Origin of the sequence: Acinetobacter ihumii, from assembly GCF_900625095.1 — a bacterium.
Taxonomy (GTDB): domain Bacteria; phylum Pseudomonadota; class Gammaproteobacteria; order Pseudomonadales; family Moraxellaceae; genus Acinetobacter; species Acinetobacter ihumii.
On record NZ_LR130760.1, the window covers coordinates 1,486,183 to 1,507,182 of the forward strand.

The 21,000-nt window shown below is 37.8% G+C and carries 14 protein-coding genes and 1 pseudogene; 7 read left to right on the forward strand and 8 right to left on the reverse strand.

Going from position 1 to position 21,000, the window contains the following annotated elements; all coding sequences use genetic code 11:
* The first annotated feature begins 26 nt into the window (after positions 1 to 26).
* The gene (locus E0D95_RS06885) at positions 27 to 602 is read left to right on the forward strand and encodes an arylesterase (protein ID WP_431830757.1); all 576 of its coding nucleotides are present in this window, start codon (positions 27 to 29) and stop codon (positions 600 to 602) included.
* Between the two features lie 38 nt (positions 603 to 640).
* Here E0D95_RS06885 and E0D95_RS06890 read toward each other — a convergent pair whose 3' ends face one another.
* Complete coding sequence (locus tag E0D95_RS06890; RefSeq protein WP_130803194.1) at positions 641 to 1,255, reverse strand: carbonic anhydrase; 615 nt, start codon at positions 1,253 to 1,255, stop codon at positions 641 to 643.
* 370 nt (positions 1,256 to 1,625) lie between these two features.
* Between E0D95_RS06890 and E0D95_RS06895 the strand changes: the two genes are divergently transcribed.
* Together E0D95_RS06895 and E0D95_RS06900 are read left to right on the forward strand one after the other, a co-directional pair.
* Positions 1,626 to 2,612, forward strand: a complete 987-nt coding sequence (locus tag E0D95_RS06895; RefSeq protein ID WP_431830744.1) for an alpha/beta fold hydrolase — start codon at positions 1,626 to 1,628, stop codon at positions 2,610 to 2,612.
* Positions 2,613 to 2,639: 27 nt separating this feature from the next.
* Positions 2,640 to 3,635, forward strand: a complete 996-nt coding sequence (locus E0D95_RS06900; protein ID WP_130803196.1) for a hypothetical protein — start codon at positions 2,640 to 2,642, stop codon at positions 3,633 to 3,635.
* Positions 3,636 to 3,689: 54 nt separating this feature from the next.
* Here the strand turns inward: E0D95_RS06900 and E0D95_RS06905 are convergent, their stop codons facing one another.
* The 3 genes from E0D95_RS06905 to nfuA form a co-directional block, all read right to left on the reverse strand.
* The gene (locus E0D95_RS06905; protein ID WP_130803197.1) at positions 3,690 to 5,759 is read right to left on the reverse strand and encodes a TonB-dependent receptor domain-containing protein; all 2,070 of its coding nucleotides are present in this window, start codon (positions 5,757 to 5,759) and stop codon (positions 3,690 to 3,692) included.
* Positions 5,760 to 5,948: 189 nt separating this feature from the next.
* Positions 5,949 to 8,093 (reverse strand): TonB-dependent receptor domain-containing protein, encoded by a 2,145-nt coding sequence (locus E0D95_RS06910; protein ID WP_130803198.1) that lies wholly within the window; start codon positions 8,091 to 8,093, stop codon positions 5,949 to 5,951.
* Between the two features lie 177 nt (positions 8,094 to 8,270).
* On the reverse strand, positions 8,271 to 8,909 hold the full coding sequence (nfuA, locus tag E0D95_RS06915) for a Fe-S biogenesis protein NfuA (protein WP_130803199.1): 639 nt from the start codon (positions 8,907 to 8,909) through the stop codon (positions 8,271 to 8,273).
* 160 nt (positions 8,910 to 9,069) lie between these two features.
* Between nfuA and E0D95_RS06920 the strand changes: the two genes are divergently transcribed.
* The 3 genes from E0D95_RS06920 to E0D95_RS06930 all read left to right on the forward strand — a co-directional run bounded on the left by E0D95_RS06920 (position 9,070) and on the right by E0D95_RS06930 (position 12,039).
* A complete protein-coding gene (locus E0D95_RS06920; protein WP_130803200.1) occupies positions 9,070 to 9,687 on the forward strand; it encodes a rhomboid family intramembrane serine protease in 618 nt (205 codons plus the stop codon).
* Positions 9,688 to 9,992: 305 nt separating this feature from the next.
* Positions 9,993 to 11,525 (forward strand): hypothetical protein, encoded by a 1,533-nt coding sequence (locus E0D95_RS06925; protein ID WP_130803201.1) that lies wholly within the window; start codon positions 9,993 to 9,995, stop codon positions 11,523 to 11,525.
* Between the two features lie 145 nt (positions 11,526 to 11,670).
* Complete coding sequence (locus tag E0D95_RS06930) at positions 11,671 to 12,039, forward strand: DUF1090 family protein (RefSeq protein ID WP_130803202.1); 369 nt, start codon at positions 11,671 to 11,673, stop codon at positions 12,037 to 12,039.
* An 87-nt stretch (positions 12,040 to 12,126) separates the two neighbouring features.
* On the opposite strand, the gene E0D95_RS06935 is transcribed toward E0D95_RS06930, so the two are convergent.
* Entirely contained in the window at positions 12,127 to 13,758 is a 1,632-nt protein-coding gene (locus E0D95_RS06935; protein WP_130803203.1) for an inorganic phosphate transporter, read from the reverse strand.
* Positions 13,759 to 14,192: 434 nt separating this feature from the next.
* Here E0D95_RS06935 and metH point away from each other — a divergent pair, with 434 nt between their 5' ends.
* Positions 14,193 to 17,879 (forward strand): methionine synthase, encoded by a 3,687-nt coding sequence (gene metH, locus E0D95_RS06940; RefSeq protein ID WP_130803204.1) that lies wholly within the window; start codon positions 14,193 to 14,195, stop codon positions 17,877 to 17,879.
* A 99-nt stretch (positions 17,880 to 17,978) separates the two neighbouring features.
* On the opposite strand, the gene E0D95_RS06945 is transcribed toward metH, so the two are convergent.
* From E0D95_RS06945 to E0D95_RS06955, 3 genes and pseudogenes are all read right to left on the reverse strand, one after another.
* A complete protein-coding gene (locus E0D95_RS06945; protein ID WP_130803205.1) occupies positions 17,979 to 20,114 on the reverse strand; it encodes a YecA family protein in 2,136 nt (711 codons plus the stop codon).
* A 133-nt stretch (positions 20,115 to 20,247) separates the two neighbouring features.
* Positions 20,248 to 20,492 (reverse strand): annotated as a pseudogene (locus E0D95_RS06950) (endonuclease domain-containing protein); the annotation flags it as partial.
* Positions 20,493 to 20,590: 98 nt separating this feature from the next.
* Entirely contained in the window at positions 20,591 to 20,884 is a 294-nt protein-coding gene (locus E0D95_RS06955) for a cold shock domain-containing protein (protein ID WP_130803206.1), read from the reverse strand.
* Between the last annotated feature and the right edge of the window lie 116 nt (positions 20,885 to 21,000).

The following is a 21,000-nucleotide window of genomic DNA, read 5'->3' on the forward strand; positions in this document are numbered from 1 at the left end:
CTGTAAAAAATTCAGTGCTCAGTGTGATGGCATGTTTGCCCTTGACTGTTTCAGCAAAAACTATTTTGGTGGTCGGAGATAGTTTAAGCGCGGGCTATGGTATAAACCCTGAACAAGGCTGGGTACAGTTATTACAAAAACGCCTTGACCAACAGTATCCGAAACAACACAAAGTGGTCAATGCAAGTGTCAGTGGTGAAACTACCAGTGGTGCTTTGGCCCGACTGCCGAAGTTGCTACAAAGTTATAAACCTGAGATTGTGGTGATTGAACTGGGTGGTAATGATGCTTTACGGGGTCAACCACCGCAAATGATTCAAAAAAATCTGGCGCAATTGGTACAGCAAAGCCAAAAAAGCAAAGCCAAAGTTTTATTATTTGGGATGAAAATTCCGCCTAACTACGGCACTGCCTATAGTCAGGCTTTTGAAAATAATTATAAAGTCGTGAGTCAGCAATACAAAGTCAAATTATTACCGTTCTTTATGCAAGGTATCGCTGGGCATAAAAATCTGATGCAAAATGATCAGATTCATCCCAATGCCAAAGCACAATCTATCTTGTTAGAAAACGCTTATCCTTATATTAAAGGCGCGTTATAAGGCGCCTTTAATCCAATTGAAATGCATGTGATTGCAACTTAGAAGTCGTAAAAGCTGACTTCACCTGTTTCTAAAGAATACTCTGCTCCCACCACAATCATTTTACCTTTGGCAATCAGGCTTTCTAATACAGCAGAACCGTGACGTAACTGATTCACTGAAGCAAAGACATTGGAACGAACAGCATGCATACATAATTTTGCATGATCATGTTTTAAATCGGTTTGTAGCAAAATTTCTACCGAAGGACGTACCCGATTCACGATCGACATTAAGTTCGCTGAAGGTGGATGATCTGGATTCATTAACGTATCGACGGTTGCTTGAATCGCGCCGCAGTGACTATGTCCGAGCACCACCACGACCGCACAATCATAGCGTTCAGCAGCGAATTCAACACTGCCCACTTGTGAAGGTGCGACAATATTTCCTGCAACGCGAATGACAAATAAATCACCTAAGCCCTGATCAAATACTTGCTCGGCAGGTACACGTGAATCTGAACACCCCAAAACAATTGCAAAAGGATTTTGGTCTTTCGCCATTTCAGCCCGTTCCTGATGAGAAAGCAACTTTCGATCTGCTGTTTCACCTTTTACAAATCTCTGATTTCCTGCTTTTAAACGGTCAAGTGCTTCTTGGGCGGTTAGCATGTGTTTTGCCATCAAATAAAAGTTCAAAATAGTTTAATAAGCTCATGCCTGAAAGTCACTGACAAAAACTAAACTCTCACAATGTTTCTTACTTTTGCATTATTTTTAAACAATTTAGAGTAATGAGTTGTTGTTTATAAATTTATTTACATTTTATTCTCATCATAATACGACCTAATTAACGTTTTTTGGGTCTGAGCCAATGATCAAATTGACTATAATTCTGCTATATTTTTTCAAGCAGCAAATGACGAATATTTTGTCTTTATTTCATAATACAGAGACTTAAAATGACGTCAGCAACTTTCAAGGATGAAGTTTAATGACTTTCCTCTGCCCTTACCTACGCTCTTTCACTATATTGATTGGCATGATTGCATTATATGTAGTGAGTATGGGAGGAAGCATTCAAAACGCCCAAGCCTCAGATGATGTATTTAATTTACAGCATTTACTACAACAAGAACGTGCATGGGCGGGACTAAAAACCAAAACCTTGAAAGTCGGTGACATTACGTGGACTTATAGCGAAGGTGGGCAAGCCAACAAACCGACTATTTTATTGATCCATGGCTTGGCAGGCAGTAGAGATAACTGGAATCAAATTGCCAGTGCGTTAACTGCAGACTACCATGTGATTATCCCTGATTTGCCGATGGCGGGTGATACCGTTGTCCCAAAAGATTTTGATTTATCCGTTCCAAATGTCACTGAAAAACTCCGACGTTTTACCGAAGCTGCACATTTATCTGATCAGATTAATATTGTCGGTCATTCAGTCGGTGGTGCGATTGCCATGTTGTATGCATCGCAATATGCTTTTGATACACAAAGTTTGTTTTTAATCAGTAGTGCGGGTGTTTACCATTCAGCGAATACCGTATATTTAAAAGATCCCAATTATCTTAAGCAACTGATTGTGTCAAAAAAAGGCGATTTGAATTATGTGCTTAATCAAGTCATGTATCGCCAGCCCTTTTTATCCAGTGACTTTAAAAATGCGCAAGAACAAATTTTGATGAGTCATGCTCAGGAAACCAGTAAAATTGTGGATCAGTTGGCTGCGTTAAAACGATTATATACACCTGATACATTTTCAATTTTAACTCGTTCAATTGAAGCTCCCACGCTGATTTTATGGGGTGCACAAGATAAAATTATTAATGTTGAAGCTGCATTTGAACTCAAAAAAACGATCAAACATGCCGAAGCTCCTATAATTTTAAATCGTGTCGGGCACATGCCTTTACTTGAAGCAGATCAATTGGTCATTCAGGCTTATTTACCCTTTTTAGAAAAAACCCGACATCAAAAAAATCCATTGACTGATCCACTTGTGTCTTTAGGCACACGTTAAAAGTCACATATTCAATTTAGGCACATTATGACCCAGTCTATTATCGAGCAACTCATTGAAGCGCATCTTGATTTTTTAGATCAGACTTTCTCAGCGAGTGACACTATTCAAGTTGAATTTTCAGAGTTTTATCATTGGTTTAGAAAACAGCAATTAAAAGATCTGTGGTCATATGAGCAAGTGTATAACCTGATTCAAACCCAGATTTTAGATACTGCCGCGAGTCCGTTCTTAATCGAACAAATTGCTGAACATATCCGTTTTGCTCTCATTCACCCTAATAACGACAGCACTACGATTGAAGAGATTATTCCAGTCAGCACCATTGATCATATTGCACAATACATTGCCAGTAAAAGTGAACATCGTCATGCCTTAATTAAGCGTATTACTAATAATCCGGCATTTTCTACGATGGTGACTCAACTTATCCAGCATTCGATTCAGGATTATATGGATAACTCTCTGATGAATAAAAAAGTGCCGGGCGTTGGACGTTTTATGAAAATGGGAAAATCGGTACTGGAGTCTGTGACCGATTCAAATCTGGACGATACCATCGCGAATTATCTTCAAAAGAATATTATTAAACTCAGTCAATTGAGCGAAACAGTGCTTAATCAACATTTTAATGATGAAAAACTGTATCAATTTCAAGCCAGCTTATGGCATAAAATTAAAAAACTGCCTGTCAGTGCAGTACGTCATTATGTTGAAGTCAACGATTTACCCAAAACAGTTGGGTTAGGTCATGAGATTTGGGAACATATCCGCCAGACCGATTATTTAAAACAACAAGTTCATGATGGTGTTTACGCATGGTATGCACGTAATCAGGAACGTTCTTTTGATTTATTACTTCGTGATTTAAATATTAATGAAGAGTTAATTCAGAATGAGTTGAATGATTTGTTAACACCGATTATTCAGCATATAGTGCATTCAGGTCAGTTACGTCAACGTGCGCGTTATTATTTAGAAAAATTCTATTATTCTGAGCGGGTTAAAAATATTTTGAACTAATTGAAAAAGCCGCTAATGCGGCTTTTTCTTATATGCTTAAAATTTCTTTTGTAGTTAGAAATTCGCTACAAAACTGATGCCATAACGTCGACCATCAAGTAATTGATCACCATCCGCGTTTTCTGCTTTTTCATTCAGTAAGTTATAAACGCCAAATTTACCTTTTAAATTTTGTGTAAATTGATAGTTAAAACCTACATCTAAAAACTCATAACCGGGATTCGGATTAGACATGGAAGTACGGCTTAAATATGCAGAAGTTTCACTACGATAATGTAAACGTGACCAAATATTTAAAGCATCGTTAATATCATAGTCAACCGTTATATTAAACATGTGTTCAGGCATTTCATTTAAAGGGCGACCTTTAAATTCTCCCGATTTAATCTCTGTATCCGTAAACGTATAGTTTGCACTTACAGTCATATATTCATTTATATCTGACTCGACTGTGGCTTCAATCCCTTTAAGTTCTGCTTTGTCAACGTTAATACGGTCACTAATAAAATAGAACGGTGTTGGACCTTCAGCACATTTCCATGCTGAAACATTATTACGATTGGTTGTAGAGCCATCTGTATCTGTTTCACAGGTACGAACTTCTGTAATCTTGTCTTTAAATTGTGTGATATATCCTGTCAAAGAAGCACGAAGATAATCATTTTTCCAATTGATCCCTAATTCAGAAGAAATACTGCTTTCTGGATCAAGCTCTGGATTGGCACGAATAATACCACGCCCGGTAGGCGTTGGAGAGCCGCTACCACCTGTTACACTGTAAAATCCATCAGTAGCTGAACGAATATCAGGTTGCTTATAACCTGTTGAAACACCGCCTTTTACGTTTAGATTATCATTAAAACTATATACACCATACAAACGTGGTGAGACATTCCCTTTGTAGTTTTCATCATAATCATAACGTAGCCCACCAGTCAGATTAAAACGATCAGTCATACTCCATGTGTCTTCAAGAAATACAGCAGCAGACCAACGTGTTAATTCACTAAAAGTCGGAATATTTGGATTTCGATTCGTGGCTTTGTCGTTCAATGACTCATCTTTATAGTAAGCACCAAATGATAAAATATGATTCGCCAGACTCCAATTCCATTGGTTATTGAATGTCCAAGTTTCCAGCTCAATTCCTTTGGTGTCTAATGTGGTATTTTCACGGTCTGGATTTCTGGAGTTTTCATATTGTAAATAGGTACTACTGTCTAAGTTGTCCGTATAACGACCTGTGTGGGTAATCGAATAAACATCACGGTAGTTACGTGAATATGAATCTGCTGCATTTGCAACAGGCTCTACCGTTTTTCCAACTGTGGATTCACTTTCTTGTTTAACGAAATTTGCATCCACAGCAAGGTCATGATCATCATTAATTAAATAGGTCAACCGGGTATTTAAACTTTCACGTTTATTACTACGAAAACCACCAACATATTGATCTTCATCACGATCTTGTTTATTCACATTTAACTGTAAACCAAGTTTATTTGGAATAAGTGGTCCAGCTATATAAATTGAACCATTTTTAATATCGCCTGCATCACCTTGATCCTGAATGACAGTACCTAATTCAACTGTACCCGTCCATTCATCACTGACTTTTTTGGTAATAATATTGATTACACCACCCATTGCATCTGTACCATAAAGAGTAGATGCTGGACCACGAATAATTTCAATGCGTTCAATCGCTGCAATTGGCGGCAGAATATTTTTTTCAAAACCATTATCGTCGCCATTTGGGTTTACATCTTTAGAATATTGACGTTTGCCATTCACAAGAAACAATGTGTAATTTGAAGACATACCCCGAATACTGACAGTTTGTGCAGAACCCGAGCCAGAAATGACTACCCCAGGGGTATTTCTCAGAACGTCTGTAATGTCGTTATATTCACGCTTATTCAGTTCTTCACGACTAATCACGGTCATGGATGCAGGGGCTTTCGATACGTCCTGCTCATAGCCTGTCGCGGTTACCACGATTGTTTCAAGTTTGGTTGCTTCAGTTGAAGCTGTAGTTGTAGAAACTGTTTGATCTGTTTCAGTATTCGCTACAGTCCCCATGCTTGCCAAAATAGATGCTGCTAAAAGTGAACGCCGAATCATTCCCCACCCCTTATATGATTTCTTAAAAACTTAAAATAAGCTTAAAACTTGCAGGCATTCTATCAGCTAATCAGTAAATTTCAATATAAATGAGAACTATTATTATTAATTTTTTAATTAAGAAATGCATTATTTAGATTTATTAACAAAAAAAGACGCATTGAGCGTCTTTTAAATGTTTATTTTATTCTAAAATCGATATGTCATGCCCACAAATGCAGATTGTCCTTCCAGATAATAATTGGATGTACTGCGTGCAAGCTTTTTATTTAAGAGGTTATTGATTCCTGCACGAATAGTAATGTCATCATTGACATCATAATTTGTTGCCAGTCCAAACACAGTATGTGCTTTTTGCAATGTAGTGTCTTGAGTTACATTGGTAGTATATTGCTTACCCACATACTCTGCCAATAAATTTACAGACCAAGCATCATTTACCAGATAATCCAAAGAAGATGTTGCGGTTAATTCAGGTGTATTAATTAAAGCTGCACCTGTATCCAAATTTTTTGCTTCAAAAAAGTAAGTTGCACTATTGGTCCATTTCAGTTGATCTGTTACAGGAATGGCTGCACTAAACTCTAAACCTTCAGTTCTGGCTTTTTGAACATTTTGTAATTGTGTCCACCAAACATTATTAAATCGACCTAAAGCCGCATATTCAATTTTATTTTCAAAATCAGTATAGAAGTAGGTTAAATTGATATCTGTACCAAAGCCAGTATAGTTCACCCCAATTTCATAATTTGTACTTTCTTCAGGTTTTAAATCAGCATTACCCGCCATATAACAACCACCAGAAACATAGCCCATTGAAGTTAAAGAAGTACAACCATTGCCACCTGAACGGGTTGCAGCACCTGCGGTACTTTCTTTAATGGTGGGTGCTCTAAATCCACTAGCGACTCCACCTTTAATGGTCCAGTCTTCAGTCGGTAAATACACCAAATAAGCACGTGGACTATTATGATCACCAAATTTCTCATCATGATCATAACGATTACCTAAGGTTAACTTAAATTTTTCATTCAAATCTAAAGTATCTTCTATAAAAATAGCCCATGTTTTGCCTTCAAGTTTAGAAGTACCTGCATAATCAGCACCATCATAACTTGGCACCACATTTCCATTTGCATCTTTAATAGGTGTTCCAATCGTATCTGTATTATTAAGTTCTGAACGACGCCATTGTCCTCCCACTGTCAACTTATTAGGTACAACCAACTGAAAAGGAATATTGACCTGACCTTCAGCAATCGTCTCATTGGATTTGGCGGTTAAACCATCTCCAGATTGATCATAATCATTATAATAAGCAGAAAGCTTTGAGGTAATATCGTTTACCCATTTGCCATCCCATGAAGCAACATAACCTTGTTTTTCTAATTTACTTGCACCCCAACTCTGCTCAGTATTTTGCCCCGTAACAGCCTCAGTCGCGCCATTTAATGTTGTTACACCTTCTGCTTTTAAATTTTTCTCTACGCCATAGGTTGCTTCAAGAGAAAGATCATGTTGATCATTAATTCTAATATTAAGTTGTGAGCCAAAGTTATTATTTATATAACCCGTTGAACCTTCTGTATTATTTAAATTGGCATCACCGCCTCGAGGTGGAGTGATGATCGTATAACCTTTGTCTGATTCACGGCGAATCTGACTGGCATTTAAACGTAATCCTACATGATCTGCCAATGGCCCACTAACGACTGCTCCAGTTTGAAAGGTACGGCCTTTATCTCCAGATGTAGTCGGTTGTGTATAGTTATAAGTTGTACTTCCCGTCCAGTGATCCTGAATCTTTTTGGTAATAATGTTAATAACACCGCCCATCGCATCTGAACCGTAAAGCGATGACATTGGACCACGAACCACTTCAATTCGCTCAATCATATCAGGGGTGATCCAGTTTAAATCTTGTCGTCCTAAGTCTGGTCGATAATTCGTATCACGTGATGAACCAATACGTTTTCCATCAATCAGGATAAGGGTGTAGTTATCTGGCAAACCACGTAATTTTATTTTTGAACCATCCCCATTTGTGCTTAATCCTCCTGTAACACCGGGTACGCGCTTGAGTACATCCGCTAAAGTTGAAACAGGACGTTTTTCAATATCTTCGGATGTAATAATTGAAATCGATGCAGGTGCTTCCTTGAGATCAACTGCCTGACCACTGGCCGTCAACACAATTTTTTCTAGCTTGGTTGAATCTGTCACTGATGCATTTTGTTCAGTACTGACAATTTCTTCATTTGCGGCATGTGCCATAGAAAGCATGGTTGCTGCAACCGCAGCAGAGAGAATGTTACGTAATATAGGTTGAGACATGTTCATCCCCTATTTTTAAGAAATATTAAAAGAAGCTTAAAAAAACGATAGCATTGTAACAATATACATATAAAAAACAATACTAATGATAATAATTATCATTATTTTCTTCTATTTGTTTTAAAATTATTCCAAAAAAAAGCCTCTATAAAGAGGCTTGATAGATCAATATTTGAATTATTTAAAATACGCGCCTTCTGCCTGAGTATGGTCTGTCTGATCCACAACACGTTGTAATTCAGGAATATTTTCACGTAAAGTGGTTTCAACACCTTGTTTCAAAGTGACATCAATTGCTGAACAACCTTGACAACCACCACCGAATTTTAACACTGCAGTCAGGCCATGCTCAGGATCATCCCGAACTTCAACCAAAGCACAGTTTCCGCCATGTCCAGCTAAACCCGGATTAATTTCAGACTGAAGAATATAAGTAATGCGTTCTTCTATCGATGCATCTGGTCCGACACGTGGCACCTTGGAATTTGGCGCACGAAAAGTCAATTGACCGCCAAAACGGTCTTTATTGTAATCAATCACAGCATCCAGTAAATATGGAATGGAGGGTTGATCGATATAGGCAGGAAATTCTGGATAATCCTGTTTGTAATCAGTGGCTACCACTTCATCTGGTGCACTGTATGCCATGCAACACTCAGCACGTGGTGTACCCGGATGTTCAACAAAGATACGCACACCTATTCCCGGCGTATTTTGTTTGTCCAGAAGATCACTTAAATACTCTTGTGCAGATGGTGTAATCAAAAGGTTTGGAATTTCTTCTGCAACTAAAGTGCTCGTGTTCTCAGTCGACATAATCATCATCCTCAAGCTGAAGGGCTTATTTTAACTGAAGATGCGGCAGAATTAAAAAAAATCAACCAAAATTGTCGGATTTATTCGCACTAAAATGTGTCTTCCTTTGTTTTTAATGGCATTATGACGTTTAATTTGAATATTGTTGATTATTTTGCCTATGTTGCATTTACCCTTTAGTCATACGATTATCCTGATTGCGATTACCGTCATTGTCTCTTTACTTGCTTTTTCTAATCAGACGCTCATGAATCGTCTGATTTTCTGGCCACCAGCCATGCAGCGAGGTCAATATGATCGGTTTATCACCCATGGTTTTGTTCATGCTGATGGTACGCATTTACTGTTTAACATGATCACCTTATTCTTTTTTGGTAGTGTCATCGAAAGTTTCTACCGTCAATATTTTTATGATCTTGGTTTTGTCTTGTTTTATCTGGGTGGGCTTATTTTTGCTATTTTGCCGAGTTATCTCAAACATAAAAATGATACTCGATGGGCAAGTCTCGGAGCATCTGGTGCGGTTTCAGCTGTTTTATTTGCTTATATTTTATTTGAACCTTGGAAATTAATTTTTGTGTTTTTTATTCCAGTGCCTGCCATCATTTTTGCAGTGTTATATGTCGGCTATAGTATTTGGTCAGGTAAACGGGGCAATAGTAATATTAATCATAGTGCACATTTGTGGGGGGCTGCCTACGGTATTGTGATGACGCTTATTCTTGAACCAAGTTTAATTGCGCACTTCTTCAGTAAGTTGACTCAATTGCCGTTCTAATTCAGCTTATGGTTTTGCTTAAAGCTCTTCGGAGCTTTTTTTATGCCTGATATTTAACTCGAGATTACAGATAGCTTCATTATATTCTTTATCAATTTCAATATTAGTCTTGATAATGAGATCAGATAAATCTGTAAACCCATTTCATAAAGATCATGTTCTTCTATTCATTTTTTCGATTGACGATCACTCTCCAAATTTAACGCTTTCTTGCAATTTTGGTAGTTAATGCCACTCTGCAAAGCAAGTTGGCATAGATAATGTTTACATCTGTATATTAATTTCTTTAAAAATGAGGTTGTGGCATGTCCAGTTCGATTGAAGGTTTACAGTTTCCCGTTAATCCTGCAACTCAAAAGCCGAGTACGTCACAGACTGGGAAAGCAATTATTTCAGAAGCATTATCACTGGTTGATCATAAGATTTCTCAACAAGCATCCAAGGAAAAGGACTGGCGCAAAAATTATCCAGTTTACTTTAAAGCTTTGGTCGAACATGGTATCGCCACAACAAGCAATCCCATTCATATTGCCAAACAAGGTCTACATAAAGCGCATCATAGCTTTGAGTTTTACCGAAATGGTGAACAATATTTACTAAAAGATGTGATTCAGGTCCCTGATATCGCTGAATTTAATACTGTAATTTTAAAAGGTGAAAGTCAGGATCACCCAGAATGGTATGTGCCTTATCATGGTAAAAATTTAAAAGGACAAGCTTTACTAGATCAAATTCAAGACTGGGAACAACGCGGCATCATAGAACCTAGTCATGCACAAGCATTAAGAGCAGCGCAAGCACATCCTGAATGGTTTGATTTATCTGACCGCACCATGGTGTTATTTGGTGCAGCATCCGAAGCTGGGCCGCTACCATGGCTGGCAAAATGGAAAGCCAATATTGTGGCGGTAGACTTACCCAATGCCAATGTCTGGAACAAAATTTTAACCCTGATTCAGCAAGGGAACGCAACCCTGATTGCACCTAGTCTCGAAAGTATTAACGAAACCACGCCATCTTATGAACTAAAAAACAAACTAGGAGCCAATTTGCTCACACAGCTACCCGAAATTGCAGAATGGCTGATCAAATTTGAGCAAAGTCTGGATTTAGCCGCCATTGCTTATCTGGATGGTGAAAAACACGTTCGCGTTTCAATGGCAATGGATACAATCATGCGTTTGGTGAGTGAACGTAAGCCCAATACCAGTCTGATGTTTATGTGTACGCCTACCGATGTCTACGCTGTTCCCAAAGAAGTGGTTGAAGCCGCCCATGAGAAATTTCTGGAACGTTCAAAGTTACAAAAACTCATGACCAAAGGCATTTCAGGTTTATCGTTCAAACATTTTTTTAAAGCGAGCGAACAACGTTTAATTCATTCCGATAATGGCAAGCAATATGGAATTGCCGATTGTCTGGTTATAGAACAAGGACCAAATTATGCTTTAGCCAAACGTGTTCAACAATGGCGTGCAACTTTGGCTCGTCATCAAGGCCAAAAAGTCAGTATTAACATTGCTCCGTCAACCACCACGCATTCTGTGACGAAAAATCCGTTATTAAAAGCAGCCTTTAACGGTGCAGATTTGTTTGATGTTGAATCCTTTAGTCCTGAAACGACCAATGCAATTATGGCAGCGCTGTGGGTACATGATTTAAGAAACGATTTATCGGTTGCCAACCCTGAAACCGAGCTTGAACATCCTTTAGAGCTAATGATGGAAGGTGCAAATCATGGCGGATTATGGCGAGTTGCTTATCTTGCCCGTAGTGCCTTGCCATTTGCAGCACTATATGGCTTAGTTCGAGACAAAATTCCTTTGAAAAAAGGATAAAAAATATGGCTTGAAACGCCAAGATCGATCAATAAAGACTTGTTAAATTAATTTTGAATAGAAAGTGACCGTTCATATGACCGTTTGGCATCGTGCAGTCACTTTACTTTCCAGGATTTATTTTGTTTAAAACAGTCTGATTATTATGAACACTCTCAAAAAGACAGTGGTCGTTTTGGCAACTATTGCCAGTCTTATCTCTCCCTGCTATGCCGCATCGACATGTGCTCACAAGAAGCAGGAGCTACAATCTCAACTGAGCTACGCTGAAAAATATGCGAGTCGTTATCGCGTTGCAGGTTTAAAACATGCCATTCAAAACGTTGATCGTTATTGTCGTGACGATGATTCATCCCAAATAATGTTGCAGCTTAAAACAGAGCAAAAAATTGAAAAATTAAAAACGGATCTGGCAGGTGTTGAACGACAACAAGATCAGGAGAAAATCATCAAGAAACAAAGAGAGCTGAATCAGGTCATATATGAACTCAAACAGATTCAAATCAATAGTTGATATGCTTTTATGACCTAGAGTGAATCAGAAACAGCTCATAAAAAAGGTCACCGTGGTGACCTTTTTTTCTCATTTTACTTTTAGCATTTAGCCAACAAATTGCAGGAATAACCAGTATAGACTGCCAGATAAACAAATCGTGGCTGGTAAAGTAAAGATCCAAGCCGACAAAATCGTTTTTACAGTATTAAAGTTTAGACCAGATTTGTTGGCCACCATAGTACCCGCAACTGCACTGTTTAAAACGTGTGTTGTTGAGACTGGCATCCCTAAGCCATCGGCCGCAGCAATGGTACTCATGGCGACTAATTCAGCAGACATCCCCTGACCATAGGTCATATGGTGTTTACCAATACGTTCACCCACTGTGACGACAATACGTTTCCAGCCTACCATCGTGCCTAGACCCAATGCCAATGCCACCGCGACTTTCACCCATGTTGGAATGTATTGCAAGAACGAATCAAGATTATCACGATAATCCTTGAGCACTTTCTTTTGATCGTCTGCCATAACAGGTAAAGCTTCAGCTTTGTCCAGACGTTTAAAGCTACTAGTACTTAGGTACATATCATTACGAATATCACCAATAGCTTCTTCTGGAATATCTTTTAAACTGTTATAGCTCCCTACCCGTTGTCCCAAATGATCCGTCAAACTGGCTAAAGCAGGAATTACTTCTGGTGTCTGCTCTTTGGTCTGAATATATTTGGTTAAAATAAGGCGTGCTTTTTCATCTTCAAGTTCAACATGATTGGCATATAACAACTGTGAAGTCTGACCAGACAATTGTTGAAAAGTTTGAAGCTGTTGGGTATCGAGACTTTTATTTAAGGAATACGCCATAGGAACCAAACCAATCAATACGAGCATGATCAAACCCATGCCCTTTTGACCATCATTTGAACCGTGCGCAAAACTCACCCCCGTACAGGTAAAAATCAGGATGGCACGAATCAGTGGCGGTGGTGGTTTATTCCCTTCAGGTGGTTGGAATAACTCCAGTTGGCGTTTAAATATTTTTTTAACTAAAACAAAAAGTATCGCAGCAAAAGCAAAACCAATTAAAGGTGAAAACAATAAAGCCTTACCAACTTTAATCACCTGATCCATATCAATGCCGCTGGTACTGCCTGTGGCGGCATTGAGTAAATGATTCATGATACCCACACCCAAAATCGAACCGATTAAAGTGTGTGAACTCGACGCTGGAATTCCTAAAAACCACGTTCCCAAATTCCAGATAATTGCAGCAATCAACAGTGCGAATACCATGGCAAAGCCTGCACCACTGCTGACATTCATAATCAGTTCAACAGGCAGTAAGGCAATAATACCGTAGGCAACTGCACCACTGGCAACCATCACCCCCAGAAAATTACAAAAACCCGCCCACATCACAGCCACAGGTGCAGGCAAAGCATTGGTATAAATAACGGTTGCCACGGCATTTGCCGTATCATGGAAACCGTTGACAAACTCAAAGCCCAACGCAATAAACAGCGCGGTCGCCAATAAAATAATAGAATATAAACTTAAAGCTGGAACATGCGCTAAATCCGCATTCACCTGAAACGCAATATAGATCAGCGTTGCAATAATAACCGTAAGAAACACCGGCATAAAAAACTTCGGTGTTGGTACATGTACATTCGTCGATTGAATATGCCCGTTTTCGACATGTGTTGAATCCGAAACGGGAGGAAGATTTGAATTCATGTAGACGGTTCAAGAGGATCGTGAAAATCCCCATATTCTTAAATTAAATTATGACAATTATATGACAAATGAGGGTCTAATGAAGTCATTTTTTAACCATTTGACTCCAATTATTGCGAAAACCTCTATGCGGTTTCGCTATTTTTAGTAATTAATACCCATAAATACAACTACTTATATTAAAAAAATCTTTATTACAATGGATTGATGTATTTTAGAGCAATAATGATGAAATATGACAAGCTGTAATATTTATTCCTCAGTCTATTCGTAATTTGACATTCTGTAAGATCAATATTGCATTTTGATGAAATTCCCCCACTTATAAATCACGGTCATATGCCTTAAAGCTTTCGATAAGCTCAACGAAAGCCATATGTATTGTGGTCGTTTCTGTTACAATAACGCGTTTTTTAATTCATCAGGGGTTTTCCATGTCCACGCTTGCCACCCTTAAAGCCCTTCTTGCTCAACGTATTCTCATTATTGATGGTGCGATGGGAACGATGATTCAACGTCACAAACTTGAAGAAGAAGATTATCGTGGTGAACGTTTTGCAGACTGGGCATCCGACCTTAAAGGAAATAACGATTTACTGGTTCTGACTCAACCGCAGATTATTCAGGGTATTCATGAAGCCTATCTTGAAGCTGGTGCAGATATTATTGAAACCAATAGTTTCAATGGTACACGGGTTTCCATGTCAGATTATCATATGGAAGATCTGGTTCCCGAAATTAACCGTGAGGCAGCGCGTTTAGCCAAACTAGCCTGTGAAAAATACTCGACCCCAGACAAGCCTCGTTTTGTTGCAGGCGTACTTGGGCCAACGTCACGGACTTGTTCAATCTCACCGAATGTGAATGACCCTGCGTTTCGTAATATTACTTTTGATGAGTTAAAAGAAAACTATATTGAAGCTGCCCATGCACTGATTGAAGGTGGTGCAGACATTCTTCTGATTGAAACGGTATTTGATACCTTAAACTGTAAAGCCGCGATCTTTGCCGTTAAAGAAGTCTTTAAGCAAATTGGTCATGAACTGCCGTTGATGATTTCAGGCACCATTACCGATGCCTCAGGTCGTACTTTAACAGGTCAAACTGCTGAAGCTTTCTGGAATTCGGTGCGTCATGGTGACTTGCTTTCAATTGGCTTTAACTGTGCGTTGGGTGCAGATGCCATGCGTCCGCACGTCAAAACCATTTCTGACGTGGCAGATACTTTTGTTTCAGCGCATCCAAACGCAGGTTTACCGAATGCCTTTGGTGAATATGATGAAACACCAGAACAAACCGCCGCATTTTTAAAAGAATTTGCCGAAAGTGGCTTAATCAATATCACAGGCGGTTGTTGCGGTACAACGCCAGATCACATCCGTGCCATTGCCAATGCAGTCAAAGACATTCAGCCGCGTCAAGTGCCTGAAACCCGTCCTGCTTGCCGTTTAAGTGGTTTAGAACCCTTTAATATTTATGATGATTCATTGTTTGTGAATGTCGGTGAACGTACCAACGTCACAGGCTCAAAAAAGTTTTTGCGTTTAATACGTGAAGAAAACTTTGCCGAAGCACTGGATGTGGCACAACAACAGGTTGAAGCTGGCGCACAAATTATTGATATCAATATGGATGAAGGCATGCTCGATTCGCAAAATGCGATGGTGCATTTTTTGAATCTAGTGGCATCTGAACCTGATATTTCCAAAGTGCCAATTATGATTGACTCATCCAAATGGGAGATCATTGAAGCAGGGTTAAAATGTGTACAAGGCAAACCTGTGGTCAACTCGATTTCTTTAAAAGAAGGTTATGACGAGTTTGTCGAAAAAGCACGCTTATGCCGTCAATATGGTGCTGCAATTATCGTGATGGCTTTTGATGAAGCAGGTCAGGCTGATACCGCTGCACGTAAGCGTGAAATCTGTAAACGCTCTTATGATGTTTTAGTCAATGACGTTGGCTTTCCTGCTGAAGACATTATTTTTGATCCGAACGTGTTTGCCGTGGCAACAGGGATCGAAGAACACAACAACTATGGCGTCGACTTTATTGAAGCGACAGGATGGATTAAACAAAACTTGCCACATGCCATGATTTCAGGCGGTGTATCCAACGTCTCATTCTCGTTCCGTGGTAATGAGCCTGTGCGTGAAGCCATTCATTCAGTATTTCTCTATCATGCCATTAAGCAAGGCATGACCATGGGGATTGTCAATGCGGGTCAAATGGCCATTTATGACGATATTCCCAAAGAACTCAAAGATGCGGTTGAAGATGTGGTTCTGAATCAAAATCAGGGCGAATCAGGACAGGTTGCAACTGAAAAATTGCTTGAAGTCGCAGAAAAATTCCGTGGTCAAGGCGGTGTAACCAAAGAAGCCGAAAATCTGGAATGGCGCGATCAGTCCGTTGAGAAACGTCTGGAATACGCACTGGTTAAAGGAATTACCACCTTTATTAATGAAGATACTGAAGAAGCCCGTCTCAAAGCCAAACGTCCTTTGGATGTGATTGAAGGTCCACTCATGGATGGCATGAACGTGGTCGGTGACTTGTTCGGTTCAGGTAAAATGTTCCTGCCACAAGTGGTTAAATCTGCGCGAGTCATGAAACAAGCCGTGGCATGGTTAAATCCTTACATTGAAGCAGAAAAAGGCGAAAGTGAGTCCAAAGGTCGTGTGCTCATGGCAACCGTAAAAGGTGACGTGCATGATATTGGTAAAAATATCGTGGGTGTAGTCTTGGGTTGTAATGGCTATGATATTGTCGATTTGGGTGTGATGGTACCTGCTGAAAAAATCCTGCAAACAGCGATTGATGAAAAATGTGACATTATCGGCTTGTCTGGATTGATTACACCAAGTCTGGACGAAATGGTGTTTGTTGCGAAAGAAATGCAGCGTAAAGGCTTTAATATTCCTTTATTGATTGGCGGCGCAACGACATCGAAAGCACATACAGCCGTTAAAATTGATCCGCAATATTCAAATGATGCGGTGATTTATGTTGCCGATGCTTCCCGTGCGGTCGGTGTTGCAACCACTCTACTTTCTAAAGAAATGCGTGGGGCGTTTATTGAAGAACATCGTGCTGAATATGCCAAAATTCGTGAACGTCTAGCCAATAAGCAACCGAAAGCTGCCAAGCTGAACTATAAAGAAGCTGTGGAAAATGGTTTTAAAATTGATTGGGATGCCTACATTCCTCCTCAGCCAAAAATGATCGGTCAAAAAGTCATAACACATTATCCACTCGAAAAACTCGTGCCTTATTTTGACTGGACACCATTCTTTATTTCATGGAGTTTGGCAGGCAAATTTCCAAAAATTTTACAAGATGACGTCGTGGGTGAAGCAGCAACAGATTTGTATAATCAAGCGCAAGCCATGCTCAAAGACATTATTGAAAATGATCGCTTTGACGCACGTGCTGTATTTGCACTTCATCCTGCCAAACGTACAGGTGATGACACTGTTTCTGTTTATGATGATCAAGGTAAGGTCACACACCGCTTTGAACATTTACGCCAGCAATCTGACAAAGTCACAGGCAAAGCCAATTTGTCACTGGCTGATTTTATTAGCAGTTCAGAACAGCATACTGATTATCTGGGTGGTTTTACGGTATCAATTTTTGGTGCGGAAGAACTGGCGAATGAATATAAAGCCAAAGGTGATGATTATTCTGCGATTTTGGTGCAATCATTGGGTGACCGTTTTGCTGAAGCCTTTGCCGAACATTTACATGAGCTAATTCGTAAAGAATATTGGGGTTATCAACCAGATGAAAATCTGGATAATGAAGCCTTAATTAAAGAAAAGTATGTGGGAATTCGCCCTGCACCGGGTTATCCTGCCTGCCCTGAACATTCAGAGAAAGCAGTTTTGTTCGACTGGTTAGCTTCGACTGATCAAATCGGTACTTATCTGACTTCAAGTTTTGCAATGTGGCCGCCGTCAAGTGTCAGCGGTTTTTACTATAGCTTGCCACAAAGTGAATATTTTAATGTCGGTAAAATTTCGCAAGATCAGTTGGATGATTATGCCAAGCGTAAAGGCTGGACGCTGGATGAAGCAAAGCGTTGGTTAGCGCCGAATCTGGATGATTCGATTGGTTAATTGAATCCCCCTAAATCCCGCTTTGCCAAAGGGGGACTTGCACGTAATCTAATAAATTACGTGACAGCTCCTCCCTTTTCAAAGGGAGGTTGGGAGAGGTTATACTAAACAACATTTCTTATATTTATTACCTGAGCCACAAGGACATTTTTCATTTCTTCCAATTTTTGTACTAATTTTAACTTTTCTAGATAAATCATAATTATATTTATCAGACAAAACCACCTGAAAATCTTCTAACAATTCATCATGTATCCAATTGTCACTTAAAACTATCAAATCTTTGATACTCGGTTCTTTATTATGATTTGGTTGTATAACTAGACCAAACCATAAGTTCGATTTTTCTTTATATTTTCTTAATTTTGAGTGAGTTAAAATTTTATTTCTTGCCTCATCTATTGCCAAATTATTAGTGTGTATAGTTAGACCAACAATGACTTCTTCATCCAACTTGAAGGTTAAATCATGCTCCTGTCCCGTATTGAAAGTGTTCTTAACATTGAGAACAATTAATTCATCAATTTGCTTTACATATATTTCACTTAACTTTAATAAATAAAATCCTAATTTAATAGCATAATAATTATCTAGTTCTAATATATTTTCTATAATTTTATATACTTGTGTTCCTTTTAATTTAGTTAAAATTCCAATAGGTGTATCAAGACCCGCGACCCCTAATCTTCTAACAGCCATTGCGACATCTATTCCATGAGTAAAATTTTCCTCAATATGCATCAGATCAAATTCCTTATCAAAATAAAGATTTTGGCTTAAGTGATATCCTAACGCACTCAATTCCTGCTGAACTATTAATTTTTTAAAGTAACTTCCTCTACGCTCTAAATAACTCAAAAAATAAAGTGGATTATTTAACAATTCGGTAAGAACATCAAAGAAAAAAATATCAGTTATTAATGGCTCATGGATATTTTCATCTCTCTGATATTTAATAAATTGATGAGCTTGGATAGATAAACTTGAATAATGCTCTGCAACTATACATACAGGGAATATTTCTTTTATATTTCTATTTATATGAATCTCATTACCAGAAGAATCCATTAACTTATAATCTGAGTTAGTTATAGATTTCGAACAGATCAAAGCTTGATCATAAGAATCTTGAATTGCCAACTTAAAATCTTTTTGTAAAGAAATTTCATTTCCTTGCTTTGATAATAATGTCAGTTTTTTCGATTTAGCTTGTAGAATTATTGCATAGTTTGAAAAAACAACTAAAACATCGATTTCTGATATTTTATCCTTTCCACTATATATATTTATATTTTTATATACATTATTTCTACCAAAAATTCTTAATAAAAATGATTCAGCTATATTTTCTGTAAAATCACCTCTATTCTTGTTAGCTATTGAACAATATTTTTTATCAGCATTCATCCAATAAAAAGGAGATTCATAGAAAGATTCGTACAATGAATACATGTGAGCGATAAAATAGACCTCATGTTCAAGCCCAATAATTGGTGTTGCTACTAAGATGTTAAAATCATCTATTTTTGATATTTCACTCGCATCATCTTTAGGTCGAAGAAAAGCTTGGATAAAAGCTTCTACACTCTTAAAATTTAACGTTGAATTAAGATTTATTAACTCATCAACAGTAAATGAAAAGTTCTCAATAGTTCTTAAATTTTTGTCAGAATCTAAAATACCGATACTTCTTTTTAGGTCTAAAAGATTATCAATCGTTTCAATGATTTCTAATCCTTCAGAGATAGCAAACCCTTTATTTTGTTTAAACCAATCATTATCATTTATAAATTTTAAATATATAAGTTCTTTATATTGAAAATAATAAGCTGATTCCGCCCCGTAGAAAATTGCTTCTCGCCATACCTCTGGCTCTTGAAAAAAACCTCTTTCATCTTTAAATTTTTCCATATTTTGAAAAATTTTTTTAAATATATTGTTATTTATTGATTGATGTATTTCATTAAGAATTATTTTTGTCTCTTCAATATATGCTGCTATTTCCTCCAAGTTTAGCTGAGTTTCATCAATATGATTACCTAGCAAAAGTAATAATAAATTTTGCTCATTTCTAATTAAATTATCTCTACTGTTAGCTTTAGCTACATCACTTTTACGGAGCTTTTCTTCATAAACGATAAAAAAGCTTTTCAATGTATACAAAGCTAATGCATGTATATATCCTGGCTTTTTACATAATTCTGACAACTTTTTTATTAGCTCTTTTTCACTCATTTTTGCACAAAACTCCGATTAACTATTTTTATAAAAAATATATTATTAAAAATCAATAATATTTTTATTTTAAGATTATTTAATGTAAAAAATTACTAAATTAATTCTACCATAATATCAATAGCCTAAACTAATTTAAAGCATACTCACGATTTCGATCAGCCTGCATTCCTTCTTCGGTATAATGTTGCCCACCATCACATTCAATGACCAAATTTGCTGCGAAAAAATAGAATTCAAAAGTGATTTCTGACGATAGAACTGTAGATCTAAAATCTGTTTACGCCGTAATCTTGACCAAAGCAATTGTTTTGCATTAGTCATGTTACTTCGTAAATCACGAGATGAATGTTTTAAATTTTTATTATAAAGTTTCAATCATTAATTCAACTTTATCCAAAACTTTTGCTCGTATTTTTCCAATATTTAGACAATTTCAAAATTATCTAGTTGTCATATTTTCTGATTGAATCCATCTACTTCCTAAAACCATCTAGTAATGCATTAGTAATCGACTTATTCGCTTCCACCGCTCTTGATTTTTTCGCTTTGGCAGACTGATCAATGACTCTTTCAATTTTTACAGCTTTATATTTACCGTTATTTTCAACCACCATAAATTTTACTCGCTCATTTCGTTTAGGCTCACCACCTTCAAGCGGAAAATCAGAAATATGAAAGAAAATATCCTGCTCTAAGCCGCCAATAAATCCGAATCCTTTTTTGGCATCGTATTGTTTGATTTTTCCCTGATAGACTTCAGATTTCATAGACATTTCTCATAGTGCTATAGCCGATGCCTCCACGTGCCCTGAATATTTGGGAAAAGTAGTATTGCTCGACTGCTTGGCTGTGATTGATAAAATCGGCACTTTTCTGAGTTGAG

Coding starts and splice junctions, on each gene's coding strand:
- E0D95_RS06885 (WP_431830757.1), top strand. CDS start 27: ATGGCATGTTTGCCCTTGACTGTTTCAGCAAAAACTATTTTGGTGGTC.
- E0D95_RS06890 (WP_130803194.1), bottom strand. CDS start 1,255: ATGCTAACCGCCCAAGAAGCACTTGACCGTTTAAAAGCAGGAAATCAG.
- E0D95_RS06895 (WP_431830744.1), top strand. CDS start 1,626: ATGATTGCATTATATGTAGTGAGTATGGGAGGAAGCATTCAAAACGCC.
- E0D95_RS06900 (WP_130803196.1), top strand. CDS start 2,640: ATGACCCAGTCTATTATCGAGCAACTCATTGAAGCGCATCTTGATTTT.
- E0D95_RS06905 (WP_130803197.1), bottom strand. CDS start 5,759: ATGATTCGGCGTTCACTTTTAGCAGCATCTATTTTGGCAAGCATGGGG.
- E0D95_RS06910 (WP_130803198.1), bottom strand. CDS start 8,093: ATGTCTCAACCTATATTACGTAACATTCTCTCTGCTGCGGTTGCAGCA.
- nfuA (WP_130803199.1), bottom strand. CDS start 8,909: ATGTCGACTGAGAACACGAGCACTTTAGTTGCAGAAGAAATTCCAAAC.
- E0D95_RS06920 (WP_130803200.1), top strand. CDS start 9,070: ATGTTGCATTTACCCTTTAGTCATACGATTATCCTGATTGCGATTACC.
- E0D95_RS06925 (WP_130803201.1), top strand. CDS start 9,993: ATGTCCAGTTCGATTGAAGGTTTACAGTTTCCCGTTAATCCTGCAACT.
- E0D95_RS06930 (WP_130803202.1), top strand. CDS start 11,671: ATGAACACTCTCAAAAAGACAGTGGTCGTTTTGGCAACTATTGCCAGT.
- E0D95_RS06935 (WP_130803203.1), bottom strand. CDS start 13,758: ATGAATTCAAATCTTCCTCCCGTTTCGGATTCAACACATGTCGAAAAC.
- metH (WP_130803204.1), top strand. CDS start 14,193: ATGTCCACGCTTGCCACCCTTAAAGCCCTTCTTGCTCAACGTATTCTC.
- E0D95_RS06945 (WP_130803205.1), bottom strand. CDS start 20,114: ATGAGTGAAAAAGAGCTAATAAAAAAGTTGTCAGAATTATGTAAAAAG.
- E0D95_RS06955 (WP_130803206.1), bottom strand. CDS start 20,884: ATGAAATCTGAAGTCTATCAGGGAAAAATCAAACAATACGATGCCAAA.